Source organism: Halomonas sp. G11, assembly GCF_001663515.1.
Lineage (GTDB): Bacteria > Pseudomonadota > Gammaproteobacteria > Pseudomonadales > Halomonadaceae > Vreelandella.
The window spans coordinates 141,651-165,459 of sequence record NZ_LYXG01000001.1 but is presented as its reverse complement, the minus strand read 5'-3'; the positions used below and the strand labels follow the sequence as shown (position 1 = coordinate 165,459).

Annotated in this window: 18 protein-coding genes and 1 pseudogene; 3 read left to right on the top strand and 16 right to left on the bottom strand. The window is 59.7% G+C overall.

Features of this window, described 5'->3' with window-relative positions:
* Window positions 1–6 precede the first annotated feature (6 nt).
* Together ADS46_RS00675 and ADS46_RS00670 are read left to right on the top strand one after the other, a co-directional pair.
* Window positions 7–1,281: a Zn-dependent hydrolase gene (locus ADS46_RS00675; RefSeq protein ID WP_066314891.1), complete on the top strand. Its 1,275-nt coding sequence runs from the start codon at window positions 7–9 to the stop codon at window positions 1,279–1,281.
* Window positions 1,278–2,684, top strand: coding sequence for an amidase (locus tag ADS46_RS00670; RefSeq protein WP_066314888.1), 1,407 nt, complete (start codon window positions 1,278–1,280; stop codon window positions 2,682–2,684). Before ADS46_RS00675 ends, ADS46_RS00670 begins: the two co-directional genes overlap by 4 nt.
* A 111-nt stretch (window positions 2,685–2,795) precedes the next feature.
* Here the strand turns inward: ADS46_RS00670 and ADS46_RS18335 are convergent.
* From ADS46_RS18335 to hutI, 6 genes and pseudogenes are all read right to left on the bottom strand, one after another.
* Window positions 2,796–2,957: pseudogene (locus ADS46_RS18335) on the bottom strand (L-serine ammonia-lyase, iron-sulfur-dependent, subunit alpha); the annotation flags it as partial.
* Window positions 2,958–2,979: 22 nt separating this feature from the next.
* The gene (locus ADS46_RS00665; RefSeq protein WP_066314886.1) at window positions 2,980–4,326 is read right to left on the bottom strand and encodes a Na+/H+ antiporter family protein; all 1,347 of its coding nucleotides are present in this window, start codon (window positions 4,324–4,326) and stop codon (window positions 2,980–2,982) included.
* A gap of 75 nt (window positions 4,327–4,401) precedes the next feature.
* Entirely contained in the window at window positions 4,402–5,937 is a 1,536-nt protein-coding gene (hutH, locus tag ADS46_RS00660; protein ID WP_066314884.1) for a histidine ammonia-lyase, read from the bottom strand.
* A gap of 14 nt (window positions 5,938–5,951) precedes the next feature.
* A complete protein-coding gene (hutU, locus tag ADS46_RS00655) occupies window positions 5,952–7,631 on the bottom strand; it encodes a urocanate hydratase (protein ID WP_066314881.1) in 1,680 nt (559 codons plus the stop codon).
* A gap of 53 nt (window positions 7,632–7,684) precedes the next feature.
* Complete coding sequence (gene hutG, locus ADS46_RS00650) at window positions 7,685–8,647, bottom strand: formimidoylglutamase (protein ID WP_066314878.1); 963 nt, start codon at window positions 8,645–8,647, stop codon at window positions 7,685–7,687.
* Window positions 8,637–9,851, bottom strand: coding sequence for an imidazolonepropionase (gene hutI, locus ADS46_RS00645; RefSeq protein WP_066314876.1), 1,215 nt, complete (start codon window positions 9,849–9,851; stop codon window positions 8,637–8,639). The genes hutG and hutI overlap by 11 nt, the downstream gene beginning before the upstream one ends.
* Before the next feature lie 308 nt (window positions 9,852–10,159).
* Here hutI and ADS46_RS00640 point away from each other — a divergent pair, with 308 nt between their 5' ends.
* Window positions 10,160–11,482 carry a YjiH family protein gene (locus ADS46_RS00640; RefSeq protein WP_066314874.1) on the top strand — a complete coding sequence of 441 codons (1,323 nt, stop codon included), beginning with the start codon at window positions 10,160–10,162 and terminating at the stop codon, window positions 11,480–11,482.
* 47 nt (window positions 11,483–11,529) lie between these two features.
* On the opposite strand, the gene hutC is transcribed toward ADS46_RS00640, so the two are convergent.
* The 10 genes from hutC to ADS46_RS00590 form a co-directional block, all read right to left on the bottom strand.
* Window positions 11,530–12,246 carry a histidine utilization repressor gene (gene hutC, locus ADS46_RS00635; RefSeq protein WP_066314873.1) on the bottom strand — a complete coding sequence of 239 codons (717 nt, stop codon included), beginning with the start codon at window positions 12,244–12,246 and terminating at the stop codon, window positions 11,530–11,532.
* Window positions 12,247–12,328: 82 nt separating this feature from the next.
* Window positions 12,329–13,708: an L-serine ammonia-lyase gene (locus ADS46_RS00630; protein ID WP_066314872.1), complete on the bottom strand. Its 1,380-nt coding sequence runs from the start codon at window positions 13,706–13,708 to the stop codon at window positions 12,329–12,331.
* A 36-nt stretch (window positions 13,709–13,744) separates the two neighbouring features.
* Window positions 13,745–14,611, bottom strand: a complete 867-nt coding sequence (gene purU / locus ADS46_RS00625; protein ID WP_066314869.1) for a formyltetrahydrofolate deformylase — start codon at window positions 14,609–14,611, stop codon at window positions 13,745–13,747.
* A gap of 63 nt (window positions 14,612–14,674) precedes the next feature.
* Window positions 14,675–15,337 carry a sarcosine oxidase subunit gamma gene (locus ADS46_RS00620; protein ID WP_066314867.1) on the bottom strand — a complete coding sequence of 221 codons (663 nt, stop codon included), beginning with the start codon at window positions 15,335–15,337 and terminating at the stop codon, window positions 14,675–14,677.
* On the bottom strand, window positions 15,330–18,380 hold the full coding sequence (locus tag ADS46_RS00615) for a sarcosine oxidase subunit alpha (RefSeq protein ID WP_082925917.1): 3,051 nt from the start codon (window positions 18,378–18,380) through the stop codon (window positions 15,330–15,332). The genes ADS46_RS00620 and ADS46_RS00615 overlap by 8 nt, the downstream gene beginning before the upstream one ends.
* Window positions 18,377–18,736, bottom strand: coding sequence for a sarcosine oxidase subunit delta (locus ADS46_RS00610; protein WP_066314862.1), 360 nt, complete (start codon window positions 18,734–18,736; stop codon window positions 18,377–18,379). Before ADS46_RS00610 ends, ADS46_RS00615 begins: the two co-directional genes overlap by 4 nt.
* Window positions 18,737–18,750: 14 nt before the next feature.
* A complete protein-coding gene (locus tag ADS46_RS00605; protein WP_066314860.1) occupies window positions 18,751–20,001 on the bottom strand; it encodes a sarcosine oxidase subunit beta family protein in 1,251 nt (416 codons plus the stop codon).
* 25 nt (window positions 20,002–20,026) lie between these two features.
* Window positions 20,027–21,328 (bottom strand): serine hydroxymethyltransferase, encoded by a 1,302-nt coding sequence (gene glyA, locus ADS46_RS00600; RefSeq protein ID WP_066314858.1) that lies wholly within the window; start codon window positions 21,326–21,328, stop codon window positions 20,027–20,029.
* Window positions 21,329–21,584: 256 nt separating this feature from the next.
* Window positions 21,585–22,619: a GlxA family transcriptional regulator gene (locus tag ADS46_RS00595; RefSeq protein WP_066314856.1), complete on the bottom strand. Its 1,035-nt coding sequence runs from the start codon at window positions 22,617–22,619 to the stop codon at window positions 21,585–21,587.
* 25 nt (window positions 22,620–22,644) lie between these two features.
* Window positions 22,645–23,751, bottom strand: coding sequence for a hybrid-cluster NAD(P)-dependent oxidoreductase (locus ADS46_RS00590; protein WP_066314852.1), 1,107 nt, complete (start codon window positions 23,749–23,751; stop codon window positions 22,645–22,647).
* Window positions 23,752–23,809 lie beyond the last annotated feature (58 nt).

Here is a 23,809-nt window from a genome sequence, read left to right as displayed (position 1 = left end):
ATCTGGATGAACACCTACGTTAATCCAAACAACGATATCAATGCGTTACGCACCGACAGCGACCGTCTCTGGGTAGCTTTAATGGAGATGGCAACGCTGGGGGCCACCGCCAAGGGCGGTGTCAATCGTCAGGCACTCACCGACCTTGAACGCCAAGGCCGCGACCTGTTTATTCAATGGTGCCGGGCCGAAGGCTGCACCATTCGCATCGATAATATCGGCAATATCTTTGCCCGCCGGGAAGGCAGCGACCCCAGCGCCAAGGCCGTTATGGCGGGCAGCCACCTGGATAGCCAGCCTACCGGCGGCAAGTACGATGGCTGCTTTGGCGTGCTGTCGGGCCTTGAAGTGATTCGCACCCTGAATCAGCACAACATCACCACACGTTCGCCTGTCGAAGTGGTGGCCTGGACCAACGAAGAGGGCTGCCGCTTTCCGCCCTGCATGATGGGCTCCGGCGTCTTTGCCGGCGAGCTTGATTTTGATGCCATGATGGCGCGCACCGACGCCGATGGTGTCAAGGTCAGCGATGCCCTGGATGCCATTGATTACCGGGGCAGCGATCGCGTCTCGCCAAGCGAGATTAGCGCCTATTTCGAGCCCCACATCGAGCAGGGCCCTATTCTGGAAGATACCGACACCACGATTGGCGTGGTGATCGGCGGGCTTGGGCAGAAATGGTTCGACCTCACGCTGACCGGGCTCGAAGCCCACGCGGGCCCCACGCCCATGCACTTACGTCGGGATGCCATGATGGGCGCGGCGGAAGTCACCCAGGCGCTCAACCGTATCGCCTTTGAACATCAGCCCCACGGGCGTGGCACGGTCGGCTGTATGGCGCTGCACCCTGGTTCACGTAACGTGATTCCCGGCCAGGTCAAAATGACTCTCGATATGCGCCACTGGGAGCCAGAAGCGCTTGAGGCAATGGGTCAGGCGGTTAGCGCTGCTGTCGAGGAGATTTGCCAGCGTCACGGGCTCGACTACCAGTTAGAGCCTACCGCCAACTTTGCACCGGAATTTTTCGATAAAGACTGCGTGGATGCGGTGCGCCAAAGTGCAGACAAACTCGCACTTTCCCATATGGATATCATCAGCGGCGCGGGACACGATGCCATGTTTGTCGGCCGTGTCGCCCCCGCCGCGATGATTTTCATTCCCTGCAAGGATGGCATTAGCCACAACGAGATCGAAAGCGCCAAACCTGAGCACGTTCACGCAGGGGCCAATGTGCTTTTACACGCTGTGCTCGAAGCCGCAGGCGTTGAGGGTGATCAATGAGCACGCAGGAGACGTTCGAAACACTGACCGCCGTTGCCGCACTGGCCGGTTTTCGCGAAGGGTCCCTCTCACCCGAGGCGTTGGTGGATGACTGCCTGGCAAGAAGTGAGCGCGATAATCCTCGCGTCAATGCCTTTACCTGCATGAACGAAGAAGAGGCCCGTCGCCAGGCTGCCGCATCCGCCAGGCGCTGGCAGGCCGGTACTCCCTGCGGCCCACTGGATGGCATCCCCGTTACCATCAAAGACCTGGTGTTAACCAAAGGACTGCCCACGCGCCTGGGTTCCACGACCACCTCACCGGACGGCCCATGGGAAGTGGATGCGCCGATCAGCCGACACTTACGCGATGCCGGCGCCATCGTGATTGGCAAGACCACTTCCCCGGAGTTCGGCTGGAAAGGCGTCACCGATAACCCGCTGCACGGCATTACCCGTAACCCCTGGAACACGGCGCTAACGCCGGGAGGATCATCAGGGGGCGCCGGCGCTGCCGCCGCGCTTAACCTGGGGCTGCTTCACCAAGGCAGCGACGCAGGTGGCTCCATCCGCATACCGTGCAGTTTTACCGGCACCTTTGGTATCAAGCCGACCTTTGGTTGGGTACCCCAATGGCCCGCCAGCACCATGAGTACGCTTTCTCACTTGGGCCCCATGACCCGTACCGCCGGCGACAGCGCGCTGATGCTGAGCGTGATGGCCAAGCCCGATGCTCGCGATGGCTACTCAGGCAACCCGCAGGGCCCCGACTGGCTAACACCGCCCCCGGCTGATCTGCGCGGCTGGCGCGTTGCCTTTAGCGCTGACCTGGGTTACGTGGACGTGGCAGCGGATATCGCCCAGCGCGTTGAGCAGGCCGTTGGCTACCTTGAAGACCTGGGCGCCACGGTGGAACGCGTTGACCCTGGCTTCAGCGACCCTCTCAAGACCTTTAATACCCTCTGGTTTGCGGGGGCCACGCAAGCGATCGAGCGCCTGGATCAGCAACAGCAAGCGGCACTTGACCCCGGATTTCTGGATATCGCACGGCGTGGGCAGGATGTATCGCTTTCCGCCTACCTGGCCGCCCGGCGCGAGCGAAGCGAATTGACCGCCCAGATGGCGGCGTTCCATGAACACTACGACCTGCTGGTCACCCCCACGATGCCGATTGCGCCTTTTGACGCGGGCCATAACGTACCGTCGGGAGGGCCTTATCACGACTGGATGGATTGGACGCCGTTCAGCTACCCCTTCAACCTCACCCAGCAGCCCGCCGCATCGCTACCCTGCGGGCTGGATAACCAAGGACTGCCGGTAGGGCTGCACCTGGTGGCAGGCAAATACCAAGATCTAAAAGTGCTGCATGCTGCCCAACTGCTGGAGCGCTACTTACCGCCGCTAATACCGCCTAATCTGGCCTAAACGTTTACTGCTCAAGGGCAATGGTAGCTGGCTCGCAACATGTGGCCGTTGTACACCATAAACCCTGGGTCGCGGTTAATCCTCTCATCAACAATCGATCGTATTAACCGCCAACCCGCCGAAAGGGTCACAGGTCAGCCCCAGGTTATGCTCCAGGCCTAGTTCAGAGGCGTTTTCGACCTGCGCGACACTGCCACCAATCAATTCCGCAAGGCCAGCGGCCGCCATCGCGCAGGCCGCTGGCCTAGCAACGCTAACAGACAGGAGCGCCACTAACGCAGGCATAACCGTCACGTCACAACATCATCGCAGCGACCCAGCCAAAAACGATGAGAGGGATGTTGTAGTGGATGAAGGTCGGTACCACGCTGTCCCAGATATGGTCGTGCTGACCGTCGGCGTTGAGACCGGCGGTTGGACCTAGCGTTGAGTCTGATGCTGGAGAACCGGCGTCACCCAGCGCTGCGGCGGTACCCACAAGGGCTACGGTCGCCAGAGGCGAGAAACCGAAGTTGAGAGCAAGCGGTACATAAAGAGATGCGATGATGGGGATCGTCGAGAATGACGAACCGATGCCCATGGTGATGAAAAGGCCCACTAACAGCATGACCAACGCCGCCAGCCCCTTGTTGTCACCGATGATGTCAGTGGAACTACTCACCAATGCTTCAACTTCACCGCTTGCCTGCATGACGCTGGCAAAGCCAGCCGCGGTAATCATGATGAAGCCCACCAAGGCCATCATGCGCATACCTTCGGTGAAGATACCGTCCTGCTCGTGCCAGCGAAACACGCCACTTAATGACAGTAAGGCGAAGCCGAAGATGCCGCCGAGCACCATCGAACCGGTGTACAACTGCACTGCTACCGTGCCAACGAGGGAAATGGCCAATACCGCCTTCTGCCAGAATTTGAGGTGCTGGGCCGCCTCGGCCGGGGACTCTTCGCCATGCGCCAAGTCGCGATCTTCGTAGTCACGGCCCTTGCGGTAGCTAAACAGCGCGGCTACAGCAAGGCCCAATGCCATGCCGCCGATGGGAATCACCATGGCCATGGGCACCATCTGGCGTGTTACTTCCAGCCCTAATTCGGCACCGCTTTCGTTGAGGTTAGTGAGCAGAATGTCATTGAGGAAGATAGCGCCGAACCCTACTGGCAGTAGCATGTAGGGGGCGGTAATGCCGAACGTAATCACGCAGGCAACAAGTCGGCGGTCGAGCTGCAGATGGTTCATCAGCTTCAGTAACGGCGGCACCAGCACAGGAATGAACGCAATATGCACTGGAATAAGGTTCTGAGAGCTGACCGCAGCTGCCAGCAGAGCCGCCAGCAAAGTATAAGTCACCATGCGCCGACTACTACCCGTTTCGTTGATATGAAAGCGGCGAATAGCCCGATTGGCCATGACTTCGGTAATCCCCGAACGAGAGAGCGCGACGGCAAAAGCCCCCAACACGGCATAAGCCAGTGCCACGGTAGCACCGTTTCCAAGGCCGTCGTTAAAGGCATCGAGAATGTCGTTGATTGGCATGCCAGCATAGAGGCCACCTACCAATGTCGCGACGATGAGAGCAAAGACGACGGAAACTCGGGCAAGACTGAGACTGACCATCACCAAAATGGCCAAAACGATAGCATTCATAAAAAAGCTACTCTTGTCGTTGGAATTGAATGCGGTAATCCCCGAAGCCTGTCGCCGCGGGGAGGGAGATGCTAGTTAGTGTTGACTTGGCAGGGTGCCAGGGCAGAGCAAGTGACTCAGCGTTCTGGACGCTAGCAAGTCGCTGGCAGCTTCTATATCAGGCGCGAAGAAGCGGTCCTGATCGTAGTGGCTAACCCGGTCGCGTAGCAGCTTCCTGGCCTGTTCAAGCGTCTCAGTGCTCTTCAAGCCGTGACGCATGTCGAGCCCCTGGCAGGCAGAGAGCCACTCAATGGCAAGGATGCCTCGCACGTTGTCGGCCATTTCCCATAGCCGTTTGCCAGCCGCCGGCGCCATGGAGACATGGTCCTCCTGGTTGGCTGAAGTTGGCAGGCTGTCAACGCTGTGAGGGTGCGCAAGTGCCTTGTTCTCGCTGGCGAGGGCTGCCGCCGTCACCTGGGCGATCATGAATCCAGAGTTAACGCCGCCTTTTTCAACCAGGAAAGGCGGCAGTTGGGACATGTGCTTGTCCATCATCAACGAGATGCGACGCTCGCTCAGCGAGCCGATCTCAGCGATGGCCAGCGCCAGGTTATCGGCGACCATGGCAACCGGTTCAGCGTGGAAGTTGCCTCCTGAAAGGATGTCGCCACTCTCAGCAAACACCAGCGGGTTATCTGAGACAGCGTTGACTTCGGCTGCCAACACTTCGGCAACATGACGAATCTGGGTCAGTGCTGCCCCCATCACCTGAGGCTGGCAGCGCAAAGAGTATGGATCTTGAACTTTGTCGCAATCAGCATGAGAATCGCCGATGGCACTGCCATCGCCGAGCAGGTGGCGATAGGCTGCCGCGGCGTCGATCTGACCACGCTGGCCACGTACCTCGTGAATACGCGCGTCAAAGGGCGAGCGCGACCCAAGAGTGGCCTCAACCGTCAACGACCCACACACAGTAGCCGCAGCGAACAAATCCTCGGCATCGAACAAGCCGCGCAGCGCATAGGCGGTGGAAACCTGGGTACCGTTGAGCAGCGCCAGACCTTCCTTGGGTGCCAGCTCCATCGGGGCTAGCCCTGCCACTTTCAGCGCCTCCTTGGCGGAGAGCCACTCCCCCCGATAGCGCGCCTTGCCTTCGCCGAGTAGTACGACACTCATGTGCGCCAACGGCGCCAGGTCACCGGAGGCGCCCACCGACCCTTTCAGTGGGATATGCGGGTAGACTTCAGCGTTGATGAGTGCAATGAGGGCATCAAGTACCTCGCGACGGATACCAGAATAGCCGCGGGCCAGGCTATTGACCTTGAGCACCATGATCAGTCGCACCAAGGCATCGTCCATTGGCGCGCCGACACCGGTGGCATGAGAAAGTACCAGCGAGCTCTGCAGCGCCTCAAGATCCTCGTTGGCTATACGCGTCTGGGCCAACAGCCCAAAGCCCGTATTGATGCCGTAGACGGTCCGGTTCTCAGCGACCACCCGGTTAACACAATCCACGCTTTTATGGATATCGGCATTGGCGCTTTCCGAGAGCCTGACCGGCACATGCCCCTCAAAGACGCAGCGCACCTGAGCCAGAGTCATCTTGCCGGGTTGAATCTCGAGATGGGTCATCAGTAAATCTCCTGTTATTTGTCCAGCATCGGCAGATCGAGGCCGTGCTCGCGGGCGCTCTCTTTAGCGATCTCGTAGCCTGCATCGGCGTGGCGCATGACACCGGTCGCCGGGTCGTTGCGCAGCACGCGGCCCAGGCGGGCGTGGGCGTCATCGGTGCCGTCCGCGACGATCACCACACCGGCATGCTGGGAGTAGCCCATGCCCACGCCACCGCCGTGGTGCAGTGAGACCCAAGTGGCACCGCCAGCGGTGTTGAGCAGTGCATTGAGAAGCGGCCAGTCGGAGACAGCGTCGGAACCGTCCATCATCGACTCGGTCTCGCGGTTGGGGCTGGCCACCGAGCCAGAGTCCAGGTGGTCACGACCGATCACCACCGGCGCCTTTAGCTCGCCATTGGCGACCATCTCGTTGAATGCCTGGCCGAGACGAGCACGATCCTTGAGACCCACCCAGCAGATGCGCGCTGGCAGGCCCTGAAAGCTGATGCGCTCGCGCGCCATATCGAGCCAGTTGTGCAGGTGCGGATCGTCGGGAATCAGCTCCTTCACCTTCTGGTCGGTCTTGTAGATGTCTTCCGGGTCGCCGGACAACGCCGCCCAACGGAAGGGGCCGATGCCCTGGCAAAACAGCGGGCGAATGTAGGCTGGCACGAAACCGGGGAAATCAAAGGCATTCTCAACACCCTCTTCCATCGCCATTTGGCGGATGTTGTTGCCGTAGTCGAAGGTCGGCACGCCCATCTTCTGGAAGTCGAGCATCGCCTGGACATGCACTGCCATGGATTGCTTGGCAGCCTTGACGGTGGCTTGTGGCTCGCGTTTTCCGCACGCGACGTACTCTTCCCAGGTCCAGCCTGCTGGCAGGTAACCATGCAGCGGGTCATGAGCGCTGGTCTGATCGGTGACCATGTCGGGCCTGACGCCACGCTTGACAAGCTCCGGGAGCACATCGGCAGCGTTGGCACATAGGCCGATGGAAATCGCCTTGCCCTCGGCGGTATAGCGCTCGATGCGTGCCAGGGCGTCGTCAAGATCCTCCGCCTGCTCGTCCAGATAGCGGGTACGCAGTCGAAAATCGAGGCTGGTTTGCTGACACTCAATGTTGAGCGAACAGGCACCAGCCAAGGTAGCCGCAAGCGGTTGCGCACCGCCCATACCACCAAGGCCAGCAGTCAGTATCCAGCGCCCTTTCAGTTCGCCATCGAAGTGCTGGCGACCTGCCTCGACAAAGGTCTCGTAGGTGCCTTGGACAATGCCCTGAGAACCGATGTAGATCCACGAACCTGCGGTCATCTGTCCATACATCATCAAGCCTTTACGATCCAACTCGTTGAAGTGCTCCCAGTTGGCCCAGGCGGGTACCAGGTTAGAGTTAGCAATGAGTACACGCGGGGCATCTTTATGGGTTTCAAATACACCGACTGGCTTGCCGGACTGCACTAGCAAGGTCTGTGTGTCTTCCAGGCGTTGGAGCGTATCAACGATTTTGTCATAGCATTCCCAGTCACGGGCGGCGCGGCCGATACCGCCATATACCACTAGATCCTCGGGCCGCTCGGCCACGTCAGGGTGCAGGTTATTCATCAACATGCGCAGCGGTGCCTCGGTGAGCCAACTCTTGCAGCTGCGCTCAGTACCGGTGGGGGCGGCGATCTTGCGGGAGGGGTCGTGGCGATTGTCGTGCATCGTCATGGTGTCTTCCTCTGAGGGTGATGTTCGTGATCAGGAACGTTGAGCCTAAGCGCTTAGTCATTCAGGGTCAGCAGGTGCACTAGGCGAGCCGCCAACCTGGAGGTGCGGCCATCGATGTCATGGCGGGGGTTGAGCTCCGCCAGGTCGGCCAGGCGCAGCTTGCCGCTGTCTCGAATGCGCTCGATCAGCGGCTCGATCAGGGCAAGCGAGACGCCGCGAGCAGCCGGGGCACTCACCCCAGGCGCTTCGGCGGCAGGCAGCACGTCCAGATCAATGGTCAGGTAGAGGTGGTCGCAATGGGCGATGAACCGTTCCAAGTCACGTTGGATGGCATCGAGGTAACGCGTGTCGAAGTCCCGGTCTTCGCGGACCAGCACGCCGAGTTCGGTCGCTCGGTTGAACAGCGCCCGGGTATTAGCGGCCCGACTCACGCCCAAGCATGCGTAGCGAAACGGCCAACCTCGCTGTTGACTGTCGTCGGCGATCTGCGAGAACGGTGTGCCGGAGGAGCGTACGTGAGCCGGGTCGCGTAGATCGAAGTGGGCATCGAAGTTGATGATGCCGACTCGCGGCGCGGTCTCGCCGCGACCTGCCAGGTGTTGGGCGAGCCCCGTCCAGCTGGCATAAGCGATCTCGTGGCCACCGCCCAGCACGATGGGTCGGTGGCCAGCGTCGAGCAGCGGTGTCAGACGATCAGCCAGGACTTGCTGAACATCTTCCATGGCGTCGCCTTTACAGCGCACGTCACCGGCATCATAGGCTGGACCGCAACGGTGCCAAGCTAGCGGAGCTAGTGCCTGGCGCAATGCGGCGGGTCCCTCGGCAGCACCCACACGGCCCTGGTTGCGCGCCACTCCCGCATCGCAAGCAAAGCCCAGCAACGCACAGCCCGGGGCGCCACTCCCATTCAGTGGCTGAATTTTTTGGTGCCAGCGCTCGCTATGAGGCTCGGGATCGGTGCGTCCTTTCCAGGGCATCATGTCGATAGCGTTTTCGAGCGGAGTATCAGATGGCATGAGTCAGTTCTCCCTGGAACAGCCGCTGACGCAGGCGTCCTGGCTGGACGGCATAAGCCAGCGCAGCCGGGGTATCGATATCCCAGACACACAGGTCGGCGCGGGCACCCTCCTTGATCCGCCCCTCGCCCTTGAGACCAAGAGCGGAAGCGCCATGGGCGGTCATACCGGCCAGGGCTTCTTGAGGCGTCAGGCGGAACAGGGTACAGACCAGGTTGAGCATCAGGGTCGGCATGAACAGCGGCGAGCTACCCGGATTAGCGTCGGTGGCCACGGCCATGGGCACGCCGGCCTCGCGCAGTGCTGCGATGGGCGGCTGCTGGGTTTCACGCAAAGTATGGAAAGCCCCCGGCAGGATCACGGCGACGCTACCGGCCTGCCGCATGGCAGCAATCCCAGCCGCATCAAGATACTCGATATGGTCGGCGGAGAGCGCCCCGTGGCGGGCCGCCATGGCGGTGCCGCCCAGATTGGAGAGTTGCTCGGCATGAGCCTTGATCGGCAGACCATGGGCCTCGGCCGCCTCGAACACCCGCTCGCATTGGGCCACCGAGAAGGCGATCTTCTCGCAGAACACATCAACGGCATCGGCCAAGCCTTCCTTTGCTGCAGCCGGGATCATTTCCTGGCACACCAGGTCGATATAACCGTCGCTGTCATTCTCGAATTCTGGCGGCACCGCATGCGCGCCAAGCAGTGTCGTCACCACACGCACCGGCAGTGCCTCACCGAGGCGGCGCGCCACTCGCAGCATCTTCAGTTCGTCGTTGACTGTCAGTCCATAACCGGACTTGATCTCCACGGTGGTGACACCATCGGCAATTAATGCTTCAAGGCGCGGCTTAGCCAGTTCGAACAACGCCTGCTCGCTAGCATCGCGAGTGGCCGACACGGTGCTTAGAATGCCGCCTCCGCGGCGGGCGATCTCTTCGTAGCCAACTCCTTCCAGGCGCGCCTCGAACTCGTCTGCACGGGAGCCGCCGAACACCAGATGGGTGTGACAGTCCACCAGGCCAGGGGTCATGACACCACCACACCCCATCTCGTCACAGCCTTCAGCCTGATGCTCAACGAAGTCATACATGGCAACCAGAGAGACGATGCGACCACCCTGAGTAATCACGGCCATGGGCTCCGGCAGGGTGTGGAGACCGTCGAAGACACTGACGTCGCGCCACAAACGACGCTTTTCGGTGTTAGACATGGAACCTCCTCGGATAAGGCATGTTATGTATATACAATTAGACTAGCTCCGAAGACGCGCCGAGTCACCCCCTGAATATCGTTCAAAGGTTTATCTGCTGGATAGAAAAATAACTGGGGATTAAAAAATTATATATATTTTTCAAAAGTTTGTTTACAAATTATCGACCTGCAAGACGATAGAAGCCACTCTTTAATTAGACCAATGTCTAATTAAAGAGTGGCTCGGGTAAGATCTGGGGCGTAAATTATGTATATACATTAACAAGCAGAATGTTTCCTTCCGCCATCACCATCAAGAGGTGTGCCATGCAACCCCCAAGCGACAATCCCCAACAGCGGGCCAGCCGCATCACCATCCTCAAGCTATTCCTGCCCAGCGCCCTGGGTATCTTGATCTTCTTCGTCCCGATCGAGATCAATGGACACAGCACAATTCTGCTTGATCACATGGTGACCGGCGCCCGCAGTCTATTGGGTGATGCCAGTGGACTCTATGCGCTGGCGCTGATCGTGGCGGGTGCTGCCTACCCGCTGGTCCGTGGTTACTGGAACCGCAACCTCACAGAACGCCTATTCACGGTGCTAAAACTGCTCGGGGTCATCGCGGCACTAATGGCACTGACAGGCTGGGGACCCGCCTTTCTACACGAGCCCGATATACTGCCTTTTCTGTTCGACAAGCTGGTGATTCCAGTAGGTCTGATCGTGCCCATCGGCGCCATCTTCTTGGCCCTGCTGATCAGCTTCGGGCTACTGGAGCTGATCGGCGTGCTGATCCAACCGGTGATGCGCCCCATCTGGCGCACACCGGGGCGCAGTGCCATCGATGCGGTAGCCTCTTTCGTCGGCAGTTACTCCATCGGACTGCTGATCACCAACCGGGTCTATCAGGCGGGGCAGTACTCCGCACGAGAAGCGGCTATCATCGCCACCGGCTTTTCCACAGTCTCGGCCACCTTCATGATCATCGTCGCCAAGACCCTCGATTTGATGGCGGTTTGGAATCTCTACTTCTGGCTGACACTCCTGATCACCTTCATCGTCACCGCAGTCACCGTCCGCTTCCCGCCACTTTCGCGCATGGATGACAGTGTCGAGGACGGCGAACCGGAGGCAGAACCCGGTAAGCGGCTGGTTACCGCCTGGCAGGTCGGGCTGGAGGTGGCAGCCAAAGCACCCAGCCTACATCGCAGCGTGGCGCTTAATTTAAAGGAAGGGTTGGTGATGGCAATCAGCATCCTGCCGTCGATTATGTCGGTGGGCCTGCTAGGGTTGTTGGCTGCCAAGTACACGCCGCTGTTCGAATGGCTGGGCTGGGTGTTCTACCCATTCGTGGCCGTGTGGGGGTTGGAGGACGCCGCAATGCTGGCTCAGGCCTCTGCTGCCGGGCTTGCCGAGATGTTCCTACCGGCGCTATTGATGGCTGAGGCCGAGTTCGCCGCACGCTTCGCCGCGGGAGTGGTGTCGGTCTCCGCCGTCCTATTCTTCTCGGCCTCCATCCCCTGTATTCTCTCAACCAGCATCCCACTGACGGTGGGAAAGATGCTGATCGTGTGGTTCATCCGCGTGGCGCTGAGCCTGTTGCTAGCGGTACCCACCGGTTATCTGGTGCAGACACTAACTGGCTGAGTCCACCGTCAAACTTGCATTGGCGTTGGTCTTGGCTCACCGCGGGGTCAGCTCAGCTCTCGATGCATCGACGAACGCAGCTTATACCGCTCCCCAGGATGGAGTAGCCGCGCGTAGCTGATCAGTTGCTCACCAGACCAGGTGCGCCGAATCATGCTGAGACAGGGACTAGCCGTATCAATACTCAGCCATTCGGCAGCCTGTGCTTCGGGCAGAATCGCCTCAACGATGTGTTCGACATCGGTGATGGGGCAGGCGGCCACCAACACCTCATTGGGAGTGTGAAGAGTGAAGTCGGCATCAAGATAGTCGGGCACCCAGCGGGGATTGACGTAGCGCTTCTCCAACTGGATCGGCACCTCATTCTCCAGATGCACGATCAAGGTATGAAAGACCCGGCTGCCAAGCCTTACCCCTAGGCGCAACGCCACCTCGTCATCGGCCTCAATGGCTTCGCAGATCAACACTTGGTTGCCATAGCGGTGTCCACGTAAACGTACCTCCTCAGCGATGTTGTACACCTCAACCAACGACGACTCCGCCTTACGGTCGGTCACGAAGGTACCGAGCCCAGGCTGGCGCGTCAGATACCCTTTCTGCACCAAATCACGGATCGCTTTGTTGGCGGTCATGCGGCTAACACTAAAGTCACGCGCCAGTTGCTCCTCCGGCGGAATCTGGTGATGTGGCGGCCATTCGCTGCTGTTGATCTTGTCCAGCAGATGCTTTTGTATCTGCTGGTAGAGAGGCGGTGTGCTGACCATGAGTCATCCTTGGGAGCGGAAAATGTCTATACATGGATGAGTGTACCCGCCCCCGTCACTTAGAGGCACCCCTTGCCCCTCATCAACACTCGATCGTATTAACCGCCAACCCGCCTTTCGAGGTTTCCTTATATTTATCCTGCATATCAGCGCCGGTATCACGCATGGTGCGGATCACTTTATCTAGCGAGATAAAGTGTTCGCCATCACCCCTTAGTGCCATCTGGGCGGCGTTGATGGCTTTTATTGACGCGATGGCGTTGCGCTCGATGCAGGGCACCTGGACCAAGCCGCCGACGGGGTCACAGGTCAGCCCGAGGTTATGCTCCAGGCCGATTTCAGCGGCGTTTTCGACCTGCGCGACACTGCCGCCCATCAATTCTGCAAGGCCAGCGGCGGCCATCGCGCACGCTGAGCCGACCTCGCCCTGGCAGCCCACTTCGGCACCCGAGATCGAGGCGTTTTTCTTGCACAGAATGCCCACGGCACCTGCCGCCAGCAGGAAGTCGACGACGTCTCGCTCGCTGGCCCCTTCGCGGAAGTGCATGTAGTAGTGCAAGACCGCCGGGATAATACCCGCGGCACCATTGGTCGGCGCCGTCACCATGCGCCCACCCGCGGCATTTTCTTCGTTGACCGCCAGCGCATAGAGGTTGACCCAGTCCATCGCCGACATCGTCGTGGTGATCACGGACGGATTTTCATCCACTGCCTGCAATCTTTGATGCAGCAAACGCGCCCGTCGACGAACATTCAGCCCGCCGGGCAACACGCCTTCGGCCTCGAGTCCTTTGTTCACACAGGCTTTCATCGCCGCCCATATATCGCAAAGCCCTTGGCGTATCTCGGCTTCACTGCGCCAGGCGCGCTCGTTTTCGAGCATCAGCTCACTAATACGCAGGCCGCTATCCCGACACATGGTCAATAAGTCGGCCGCGGTATGAAAGTCATAGGGAAGCTCGGTGGTATCGCTGTCCAACTGGCCTTGATCTGCCTGGGCCTGATCCACCACGAAACCTCCGCCCACCGAGTAATAGGTATTGCGGTACAGCTCACCGTCTTGTCCATGGGCGATCAGCCGCATGGCATTGGGATGATGCGGCAGGCTTTCCTCGAACAGCTGCATGTCTCGCTGCCACTGAAAGGGAACGCTGTACTGGCTGTTCAGGAGCAGCACCTCAGAGGCTTTCAACGCGCTGATCGAGGGGCCAATAACATCCGGATCGATTTCATCTGGCCTTTTCCCCATCAGGCCCATGATGACGGCGTGATCCGTGCCGTGGCCCACCCCCGTTGAGGAGAGAGAACCGAAGAGGTGCACCTCAACGCGAGTGACGTCGTTCAACAGCTCACTTGCCCCAAGTTCACCGATGAAGTCAAAAGCGGCCCGCATCGGGCCGACGGTATGTGAGCTCGATGGCCCGATGCCGATCTTGAAGAGATCGAAAACACTGATTGACATGCTTGTCTACCTTACAGAGATGTTGTCATTATACGACTAGCGGTCAAAAACCACGGTGCGATTGGCATGCAGGAAGACACGTCGCTCCACATGGAGGGTCACCGCCCGGGCGAGCGTCAAACACTCGACATCCCGCCCTTTGGCTACCAGGTCTTCCGGGTAGTCGGTATGGCTGACGGGCTCGACCCCTTGGGTAATGATAGGTCCTTCGTCGAGGTCATCGTTAATATAATGAGCCGTCGCGCCCACCAGCTTGACTCCCTTCTCGTAGGCTTGATGATAAGGGCGAGCCCCCTTGAAGCCTGGCAGCAGCGAGTGATGAATGTTGATTGCCTTACCCGTTAGCTTTTGGCACATGCCGCTCGAGAGCACCTGCATATAGCGGGCGAGAATGACCAGTTCAGCTCCGGCTGCCTCTATTTCTTCCCAGACCTGTGCTTCCTGCTCTGGCTTGGTTTGCGGGGTAATCGGTAGATAGCGGTAAGGAATGCCATGCCATTCGGCCAGGGGCGCCAAATCCGGGTGATTGGAGACAATCGCGCGGATATCGATGGGCAGTTGGCCTATGCGGTAACGGTAGAGCAAGTCGTTGAGGCAGTGATCCGCCTTGGACACCATGATCACCACCGGTATACGCGTCTCGGGTGCCGTCAGCTCGAAGCTCATCGCGAAGTCAGCCGCCCGTTCGGCGAACGCCGACTGAAAGGCGTCGGCATCGAACGTCTCGTCCTCGGGACGGAACTCGGTGCGGATAAAAAAGCGCTCGCTGAGCCGGTCGTCAAATGACTGTTGTTCGGTGATGTAACAGCGTTGTTCTTTTAGAAAACGCGTCACAACGTCGACGGTGCCAAGCCGACTTGCACACTGAGCCGCCAATATCCAACGGTTATTTTTATCTTGCATAGCAGGTTCTCCCTCCCCCTCAGTGAGGAAAAGTTGAGGCCGACATTTGCCGACCTCAGCTCATCAGTCATCAACGCCGATGGCATACTCCTGGCCCGCATCCAGCAGCCAGCGATACAGATAATCGGCAAAGCTGCGGCGCAATACCAGCTCCCAACGGTCCTCGGCAGGGCGACGCAGGATCAGGTTACTTTTGGCAAAGACCGTGGTCACACCCTTGCCCACCGGGAATCCCGCCGGGTGCACATCGTAGGGCGTCGATTTCATCAGAAGCTCAGTGGCGGCCTCGCCTTCGAGCTCAATCAGCGTCTGACCACCGCTGACGTTGACGATGGCATAGTGGGCATCGCCCAGCGCCTCGCGCAGCTTGGCTTCCAGGGAAAACTCTTCGCCACCGGGGACGATGACGAGCCACTCGTCCGGCGAGAGCCACTGGGCAGAGCGTTCGCCGCTTGGATCCTGGCTGAGGGTATTGGGGCGCGCCGGCAGGCCAAAGCCGAGTACCTGCCGGACCGCTTCATCAAGCACAATGGCACCGCCGCGCAGCACCACATGGCCTAACATGGCGCGCTCACGGATCACCACGCGGCTGCGCTGTGAAACCCCAGGATGCCCCGTGTGATGGTACGACCAGGCCAACGGGGATTCCGCCGACACCTCGGCAGTAGGGCGAACATCGTACATATTGATACCGGTTGCCGTGTTTGCAGACGTATGTTCAGACATGCTGACGCTCTCCCTTGGGGTCGTAAAAGACGGGGCTGACGATTTCGGCGGCATGGGTCTTGCCATCGACCATCGGCAAATAGACGATCTCGCCCATCCGCTGATGCCCGCCTTTGATCACCGCCAGTGCAAAGCCGCTTTCGAGTATAGGGCTGTAATAGCTGGACGTTACATGGCCCACCATCGGCATTGGGATGGCGTGATCAGGGTCAAACACGATCTGTGCGCCCTCTTCCAGCACCACCGAGGGGTCCTTGGGCATAAGCCCGACCATCTGCTTGCGATCCACGCGCCGCGTATCCGAACGCGTCAGCGCTCGCTTGCCGATCCACGGAAAAGGCTTGTCGTAGCCCACTGCCCACTGCATGCCGAGGTCTTCCGGCGTGACCGAGCCATCCGTCTCCTGTCCTGCGATGATCAGTCCCTTCTCGGCCCTGAGCACGTGCATGGTCTCGGTACCGTAGGGGGTCAGATCGTATTTTTCGCCGTGCGCGAACAGCGTCTTCCAGACATGCAGTGCATAGTTGGCTTGCACATTGATCTCGAAGGACAGCTCGCCCGTGAAGGAGATACGGAAGACCCGGGCGGGCACATCGGCCACCGTGCCTTCGCGCCAGTCCATGAATTTGAAGGTCTCGCGATCCAGGTCGATATCGGTGATCTCGGCAAGCAGCTTGCGTGCCTCAGGGCCGGTAACCGTGATCGTCGCCCAGTGGTCGGTCACCGAATTGAAATACACCTGCAAGTCGGGCCATTCGGTCTGGTGCCACAGTTCCAACCACTCCATCACACCCGCCGCACCGCCGGTGGTGGTGGTCATCAGGAAGTGATTCTCGCCCAGGCAGCTGGTGGTGCCGTCATCCATCAGCATGCCGTCGTCCTTGCACATCAGGCCGTAACGGACCCGCCCAGGCGCCAGCTTGGCCCACTTATTGGTGTAAACCCGCCCCAGGAACTCGCGGGCGTCCGGGCCCTGGATATCGATCTTGCCCAGCGTCGAGGCATCCAGAATGCCGACCCCCTGGCGGACCGCCAGGCACTCTCTTGCCACGGCGTCGTGCATCGATTCTGTCTTGCCATTGACGGTTCGTGGAAAGTACCAGGGACGCTTCCACTGACCGACGTCTTCAAACTCGGCCCCTTGCTCCACATGCCACTGGTGCATGGCGGTATAGCGCTCGGGGTCAAAGAGGTCACGGCAGTGACGGCCCACAATGGCGCCAAAGGTCACCGGCGTATAGTTGGGCCGGAACACGGTGGTACCTACTTCCGGGATGGTTTTACCCAGGCAGCGTGCCGCAATGGCCATGCCGTTGATATTGCCAAGCTTGCCCTGGTCGGTGCCAAAGCCCATCGCGGTATAGCGCTTGACGTGCTCGATGGATTCAAACCCTTCCCGCGTTGCCAGCTCGATCGCTGCCGCCGTCACGTCGTTCTGCATATCCACGAACTGCTTGGGGCCGCGCAGGGTCGGTTTTTCATGGGGCACCTGGTACAGCGCGCAGGCGCCACCCTGCCGGTAGGTGTTGACCTGTGGCAGCTCGACAGGCGTTGCCGCAAAGCCCAGCGCCGATAGCGCTTCAGCCGCTGCGGAGCAGCCATTTGCCAGGCCATCCGCGAGCTGATGAAAGCCCCGCACGCTGCCCGCGGCATGCACGCCCTTGACCAGGCTGGGCACAAAACCGAGGATCTCGTCGTTCCAGGTCGGCCGTGCCCCGGTATGCGACGCCAGGTGAATCGCCGGGCTATAGCCGCCGGAGCTGGCGATGGTGTCGCACGACAAGGTGTCTGAGGCGCCGGTCACCTTGAAGGCTTCTGCATCGATGGTGGCGACGCGGGCGCCGGTCACCCGGTCGCTGCCCTTCGCTTCCAGCACCGCGGCGCCTTCGATAATGCGCACACCGCGCACCCGGGCTTGCTCGACCAGGTCACCTTCCGGGGCCTTGCGGGCATCGACAATGGCGACCACTTCACGGCCGGCATCGAGCCAGTCCAGGGCCGCGCGGTAGGCGTAATCGTTGGTGGTCGAAAGCACCAGCTTGTTGCCGGGCACCACGCCATAGCGGCGGATGTAGGTGGACACCGCGCCAGCGGTCATGTTGCCCGGCACATCGTTATTGCCATACACCAGAGGCCGTTCATGGGCACCTGTCGCCAGCAGCACTTGCCCGGCCCGCACGCGATGCATGCGCGAACGGCTCGGGCGCTGCCCATCGGTGAGCGGCGCGGTCTCGCCAAGGTGCTCGGTGCGCCGCTCATGCAGCGTGACAAAGTGATGGTCGTGGTAACCATTCGCCGTGGTACGCGGCAGCAGGGTGACGTTTGCCATCTGGGCAAGCTCGTTCACAACGCGCTCGACCCAGTGATTGGCCGGTTGGCCATCGAGCTGTTCGCGGCTATCGAGCAGCGAACCACCCATTTCCTCCTGTTCATCGCACAGAATCACTCGGGCACCGCTTCGCGCCGCCGTCAGCGCCGCGGACAACCCTGCCGGACCGGCACCCACGACCAGCAGATCGCAATGCTGGTTGAGGTGATCGTAATGATCCGGATCGCGCTCCATCGGGCTGCGACCAAGCCCCGCGCCTTTCCGGATGACCTTCTCGTAAGTCATCCACATGGAGGCGGGGGCCATGAACGTCTTGTAGTAGAACCCCGGCGGCATAAACTGCCCGCCAAGCTTGCCGACCAGGCTCATGACATCCCGCTGGACGTTCGGCCAACCGTTGGTACTGCGCGCCACCAGGCCATCGAAAAGGGCTTGTTGCGTGGCCCGCACGTTGGGCACCTGGGCGGCTTCAGTGCTGCCTAACTGCACCAGTGCATTGGGCTCTTCAGCCCCCGCTGCGACGATCCCCCGGGGCCGTGAATACTTGAAGCTGCGGTTGACGATGTTCACCCCGTTGGCGAGCAGCGCCGAGGCCAGGGTATCACCGGCATGGCCCTGGTATTGCTTGCCATTGAAGGTAAAGCTCAACGTTTGGGCGCGATCAATTCGCCCCCCTTCGCGAACACGATTCGGCTGTTTCAGCGACTGGCTCATACGTGAACTCCTTCCTGGCGCGACGGCTCTTGTTGTGCGTCATTGAGCTGATCGGCGGGCTTGCCCTCGGGGTACTCCGCCGTAAAGTGTGGCTGTTCGCCCATGGGGTAAGTCTCAAGAATCTCGTAGGTCACCGTATTACGGGTGACATTGAAGAACTTGCGACAGCCGATGGCGTGCACCCACATTTCATGGTGGATGCCGCGCGGGTTATCACGGAAAAACAGATAGTCGCCCCACTCTTCATCGCTGCAGGCGTCGGGGTCTGCAGGCCGTGTGATATGGGCTTGGCCCTTGGGATGAAACTCCTCTTCTTCGCGGAGCTCTTCGCAATAGGGGCAGTAAATATGCAACATGGTACTGACTCCGATTAGTGGGCCACGCCGGCGGCGCCGTGCTCGTCCACCAGCGCACCGGTGTGGAAGCGATTGATAGAGAACGGCGCCGCAATGGGATGCGCCTGGTTTTTCGCCAACGTCCAGGCGAATACATGGCCTGATCCCGGCGTGGCCTTGAAGCCGCCGGTGCCCCAGCCACAGTTGAAGTAAAGCCCCTTGACCGGTGTGGCGGACAGAATCGGGCACGCATCCGGGCAGGTATCCACAATGCCGCCCCATTGGCGGTTCATGCGCACCCGCGAAAAGATGGGGAACATCTCGATCACCGCCTGTAACGTGTGCTCGACGGTTGGGTAGCTACCACGCTGACCGTAACCGTTGTAGCCGTCGATGCCCGCACCAATAACCAGGTCGCCCTTGTCGGTCTGGCTGATATAACCATGCACATGGTTGGACATCACCACCGTGTCCAGCACCGGCTTGAGCGGTTCAGACACCAGGGCCTGCAAGGGGTGAGATTCCAGCGGCAGCCTGAAGCCTGCCATCTTGGCGAGTACGCCCGAATTGCCCGCGGCCACGCAGCCCACGGTTTTCGCTTCGATATCACCGCGATTGGTATGCACGCCATAGATACGGCCATCGCGAATCTTGAAGCCGGTTACCTCGGTGTTCTGCAGAATATCCACGCCCAGCGCATCCGCCGCCCGGGCAAAGCCCCAGGCCACCGCATCATGGCGTGCCACGCCGGCCCTCGGCTGCCATGAGGCGCCCAGGATGGGGTAACGGGCGTTTTTCGAGCAGTCCATCACCGGCACGATGGCCTGGATCTGCTCCGGCGTGAGCACCTCGCTATCGATACCGTTCAGGCGGTTGGCGTTGACCCGGCGCTGTACATCGCGCATGTCCTGGAGCGTGTGGGCCAGGTTCATCACCCCACGCTGGGAGAACATCACGTTGTAGTTGAGATCCTGGGATAGTCCTTCCCACAGTTTCATGGAGTGCTCGTAGAGCGCCGCCGACTCATCCCACAAATAATTGGAACGCACGATGGTGGTGTTACGCGCGGTATTACCGCCACCCAGCCAACCTTTCTCGACCACGGCGACATTGGTAATCCCGTGCTCCTTGGCAAGGTAGTAGGCCGTGGCCAGGCCGTGGCCGCCACCGCCGACAATCACCACGTCGTACTGCTTCTTGGGGGTGGGGTTACGCCACTGGCGCTCCCAGTTTTCATGATGGCTCAGCGCGTGCTTGGCCAGCCCGAATCCTGAATAACGTTGCATGGTTGTCTCCTGATTCGTAATGGCGTTACAGCGCCGTCTCGGCCGCTACTTGGGGTTCGCGGCTCTCGCCATAAACCGGGTGGCGCTCGCACAACGCGGCGACCTTGTCACGCACTTCGCTTTCCACGGCGTCTGTGTTGCCGCGCTCGGCCAGCACGTCGAGGATGTCGCAGATCCAGCCGGCCAGTTCTGCACACTCCGTTTCATCGAAACCGCGCGATGTCGCAGCGGGCGTGCCGATACGCAGCCCCGAGGTGACGAAGGGGCTTTCCGGGTCGTTGGGCACGGCGTTCTTATTGACGGTGATATGCGCCCGGCCCAGGGCCGCATCCGCGTCCTTGCCGGTGACGCCCTGCTTGATCAGCGACAACAGGAAGAGGTGATCATCGGTACCGCCGGAGATCACATCAAAGCCGCGCTCCATGAACACATTCGCCATGGCACGGGCGTTTCCGATCACACGCTGCTGGTATTGCACAAAGTCCTGGCTCATCGCCTCTTTGAAGGCGACCGCTTTAGCGGCGATCACATGCATTAACGGGCCACCCTGCTGGCCCGGGAAGACGGCACCATTGAGCTTTTTATACAGCGCGGCGTCGCCGTGATCGGAAAGAATCAGCCCGCCCCTTGGGCCACGCAAGGTCTTATGCGTGGTCGTCGTGACGACATGAGCGTAGGGAACCGGGCTCGGGTAATGACCGGCAGCCACCAGGCCAGCGACATGGGCCATGTCGACCATCAGCCAGGCACCGACTTCGTCGGCGATGGTGCGGAAACGACGCCAGTCGACGACCCGCGAATACGCCGAGAAGCCGGCAATGATCATCTTCGGTTGGTGCTCACGTGCCAGGCGCTCAACTTCGGCATAGTCGATTTCGCCAGTTTCCGGAATCAGACCGTACTGCACGGCATGGTAATGCTTGCCGGAAAAATTGGGGGCGGCACCGTGGGTCAAGTGCCCCCCATGGGCCAGGCTCATGCCCAACACCGTATCGCCGGGCTTGATGAGCGCCATGAAAACCGCGGCATTGGCCTGGGCACCGGAGTGTGGCTGAACATTGGCATACTCAGCACCAAACAGATCGCAGGCACGACTGATCGCCAGCTGTTCGACCACATCCACATGTTCGCAGCCACCGTAGTAGCGCTTACCCGGGTAGCCCTCGGCATATTTATTGGTGAGCACCGTGCCCTGCGCCTCGATCACCGCCCGGCTGGCATAGTTCTCGGAGGCAATCAGTTCGATATGCGCTTCCTGACGCGCTACCTCATCAGCGATGGCCGCCGAAATCTGGGAATCGAAGTTGGCAAGTGTGGAAGGGTTCATAAAAGTCTCCTGTTGTTATCGGCAGCTGCGACATGGACGATCTGGTTGCTGAATTGACGGCCGGTTGAGCCGGGGTCCCCATGGCTCCCCGTCCCGGGTATGCCAGTGCTTTCGCTGTCTACTATTAATACGCAAAGCTCGCTGAAATAAATTGAACAAATGCGACATATTTCATGAACGCCTGGAACGGGAAACACCAGCCCATTGTTCGAAAGACGGTTTTGGAGGGCTTCCCAGAAACCCTGAAAAAGCCATCTCAGACCGCCAGACGGCCATCAATATGAAGAAAGAAAGGATCAACCTGATCATTGCCAGGCGAGCTAGCACGTTTGCGCATTTCCGACGGCGTCATGCTGAAGGCACTACGGAAATGACGTGAGAAATGGGCCGTATCGGCGAAGCCGCAGCGCTCACCTATCTCGGTGATACTTTTGCCGGTGTAATGCAGCAACCAGGCGCCGTACCGAAGGCGCAAATCCCGTGCAAATTTCTGGGGGCCAACGCCCAGAACGTCACTGAAGCGACGCTCCAGGTTGCGACGGGAGGTGCCCACCCGCCCAGCCAGCTCATCCATCGAGATGATTTCTCCGAGGTGCTGTTCAAGCACAGCGATGGCGCGGCGTACCAGTCGGTCGTCAACCTTGCCGAATACGACGGGTTGCGGTTGGGGGTGGGCGCCTTTGCGGGCTTCATCAAGCAGCATGATGTTCAGGCTCTTCATCGCCCACGCCTTACCCAGATGTTTTTCCACCAGGTAGCCCGCCAGATCCGCCGCTGCGGCTCCCCCTGCACAGGTAATCCTGTCGCCATCGTCGATGAACAGACGATCCGCAACAGGTTCCGTATCAGGAAAACGATGATGCATGTCGCGATGGTGATACCAACTGATACAACAGCGACGCCCCGTCATTAAGCCGGCTTGAATCAGGGCGAATACGCCAGTACACACGCCTATCAATGGCACCCCCACGCTGGCCGCCTGGCGAAGGTAGGCGAGAGCAACGCTATCCGTGGCGTCCTGCTCCTCCTGGACGCCACCAATAACCACGATGTAGTCAAACTCACCGGGATCGCGAAACGTCTCACAGGGCGAGATCGTCGCGCCACAACTGGAGAGTGCTGCCTGCCCACCGCTGGTCATGAAATTCCAGTGGCAGCGTAGCTGGCGACTCCGGTCACCTTCGTCGGCGGCCAGGCGCAGGCAGTCGACGAAGGCAGCAAAAGGAAAGAGCGTAAAGCGATGCAAGAGCACAAACCCAATGGCCAGTGGCTTATTCAACAGCGTCGTCATCAGCGAATACACCTATCATGTGCCACTAAAAATCCACGATTAAATTGCCCTTCGGACGACTGCAGCAAGACAGGATGTAGCCATCTTCAATGTCCTCTTCGGTAATCCCTCCGTTATGCTCCATTTCCACTTCGCCCGACTTGAGTGCGACTCGACAAGTGCCGCAAATCCCCATGCCACAGGCCTTGGGAATATGCAGCCCAAGCTTGGCTGCTGCCGAGTGAACCGTCTCTTCGGGCTGGATGCGGACACTTTTGCCTGAAGACGCGAATTCGATGCTGTGCAAGTCACTGGTGTCGACATTCTCGGCTTCGACCTCTGCCTGCTCGGCCAGCTCGCGCACATCCTCACGGACATCAAGCGGCGTGGCGCCAAACAACTCCTCGTGGTAGTGATTCATGTCAAAGTTGTTGGCACGAAGAATGTTCTTGATGGCATTCATGTAGGGGGGAGGACCGCAACAAAAGATCTCCCTTTCCATGAAGTCCGGCACCATCAGCTCGAACAGCGGCTGGGTGAGATAGCCACGGTAGCCCGCCCAGGCTTCGCCGATATCCTCTTTGCTCTCGCAAATGATATGCAGCTTGAACTCAGGGATGCGCGAAAACATATGCACCAGCTCGCGATGGTAAATCACATCGCGGGGGGCCCGGGCGCTATGCACAAATTCAACATCGACGCTGGCATTGGTGTCGAACAGCCAGCGCGTCATCGACATCAACGGGGTAATGCCGACGCCGCCCGAAAGAAACAGCACTTTCTCGGCGGGATAATCGATCGAGTTGAAATCGCCGACCGGCCCATGCACGACCAGTTCGTCGCCGACCTTTAAATTGGCATGCAGCCAATTGGATACCTTGCCCCCCGGAATCTGCTTGACGGTGATCGAAAAGCTGTAAGGAATGGACGGCGAGCTGGAGATCGTATAAGAGCGCATGACCGACTCATTGTCGATCTCGAGCTCCAGCGTCACGAACTGCCCCGGCTTGAAGAAGAACAGCACAGGCTGTTCGGCCATAAAGCAGAACGTGCGTACATCCTGGGTTTCCTGGATCACCTTCACGCAACGTACCTGATGCCGACCGTTGGTCCAGGTTTGGGTCGTGACCGGGTTGAAGTAGTTAGTTGTCATTGTCGCCTCTGCCTGACCAGCCTTCATCGCTATGCATCACCGGACCGCATTCTTCATG

What these genes read in the sequence shown, in the direction of transcription:
- ADS46_RS00675 (WP_066314891.1), top strand. Translation starts at nt 7, where the DNA reads ATGAACACCTACGTTAATCCAAACAACGATATCAATGCGTTACGCACC.
- ADS46_RS00670 (WP_066314888.1), top strand. Translation starts at nt 1,278, where the DNA reads ATGAGCACGCAGGAGACGTTCGAAACACTGACCGCCGTTGCCGCACTG.
- ADS46_RS00665 (WP_066314886.1), bottom strand. Translation starts at nt 4,326, where the DNA reads ATGAATGCTATCGTTTTGGCCATTTTGGTGATGGTCAGTCTCAGTCTT.
- hutH (WP_066314884.1), bottom strand. Translation starts at nt 5,937, where the DNA reads ATGACCCATCTCGAGATTCAACCCGGCAAGATGACTCTGGCTCAGGTG.
- hutU (WP_066314881.1), bottom strand. Translation starts at nt 7,631, where the DNA reads ATGACGATGCACGACAATCGCCACGACCCCTCCCGCAAGATCGCCGCC.
- hutG (WP_066314878.1), bottom strand. Translation starts at nt 8,647, where the DNA reads ATGCCATCTGATACTCCGCTCGAAAACGCTATCGACATGATGCCCTGG.
- hutI (WP_066314876.1), bottom strand. Translation starts at nt 9,851, where the DNA reads ATGTCTAACACCGAAAAGCGTCGTTTGTGGCGCGACGTCAGTGTCTTC.
- ADS46_RS00640 (WP_066314874.1), top strand. Translation starts at nt 10,160, where the DNA reads ATGCAACCCCCAAGCGACAATCCCCAACAGCGGGCCAGCCGCATCACC.
- hutC (WP_066314873.1), bottom strand. Translation starts at nt 12,246, where the DNA reads ATGGTCAGCACACCGCCTCTCTACCAGCAGATACAAAAGCATCTGCTG.
- ADS46_RS00630 (WP_066314872.1), bottom strand. Translation starts at nt 13,708, where the DNA reads ATGTCAATCAGTGTTTTCGATCTCTTCAAGATCGGCATCGGGCCATCG.
- purU (WP_066314869.1), bottom strand. Translation starts at nt 14,611, where the DNA reads ATGCAAGATAAAAATAACCGTTGGATATTGGCGGCTCAGTGTGCAAGT.
- ADS46_RS00620 (WP_066314867.1), bottom strand. Translation starts at nt 15,337, where the DNA reads ATGTCTGAACATACGTCTGCAAACACGGCAACCGGTATCAATATGTAC.
- ADS46_RS00615 (WP_082925917.1), bottom strand. Translation starts at nt 18,380, where the DNA reads ATGAGCCAGTCGCTGAAACAGCCGAATCGTGTTCGCGAAGGGGGGCGA.
- ADS46_RS00610 (WP_066314862.1), bottom strand. Translation starts at nt 18,736, where the DNA reads ATGTTGCATATTTACTGCCCCTATTGCGAAGAGCTCCGCGAAGAAGAG.
- ADS46_RS00605 (WP_066314860.1), bottom strand. Translation starts at nt 20,001, where the DNA reads ATGCAACGTTATTCAGGATTCGGGCTGGCCAAGCACGCGCTGAGCCAT.
- glyA (WP_066314858.1), bottom strand. Translation starts at nt 21,328, where the DNA reads ATGAACCCTTCCACACTTGCCAACTTCGATTCCCAGATTTCGGCGGCC.
- ADS46_RS00595 (WP_066314856.1), bottom strand. Translation starts at nt 22,619, where the DNA reads ATGACGACGCTGTTGAATAAGCCACTGGCCATTGGGTTTGTGCTCTTG.
- ADS46_RS00590 (WP_066314852.1), bottom strand. Translation starts at nt 23,751, where the DNA reads ATGACAACTAACTACTTCAACCCGGTCACGACCCAAACCTGGACCAAC.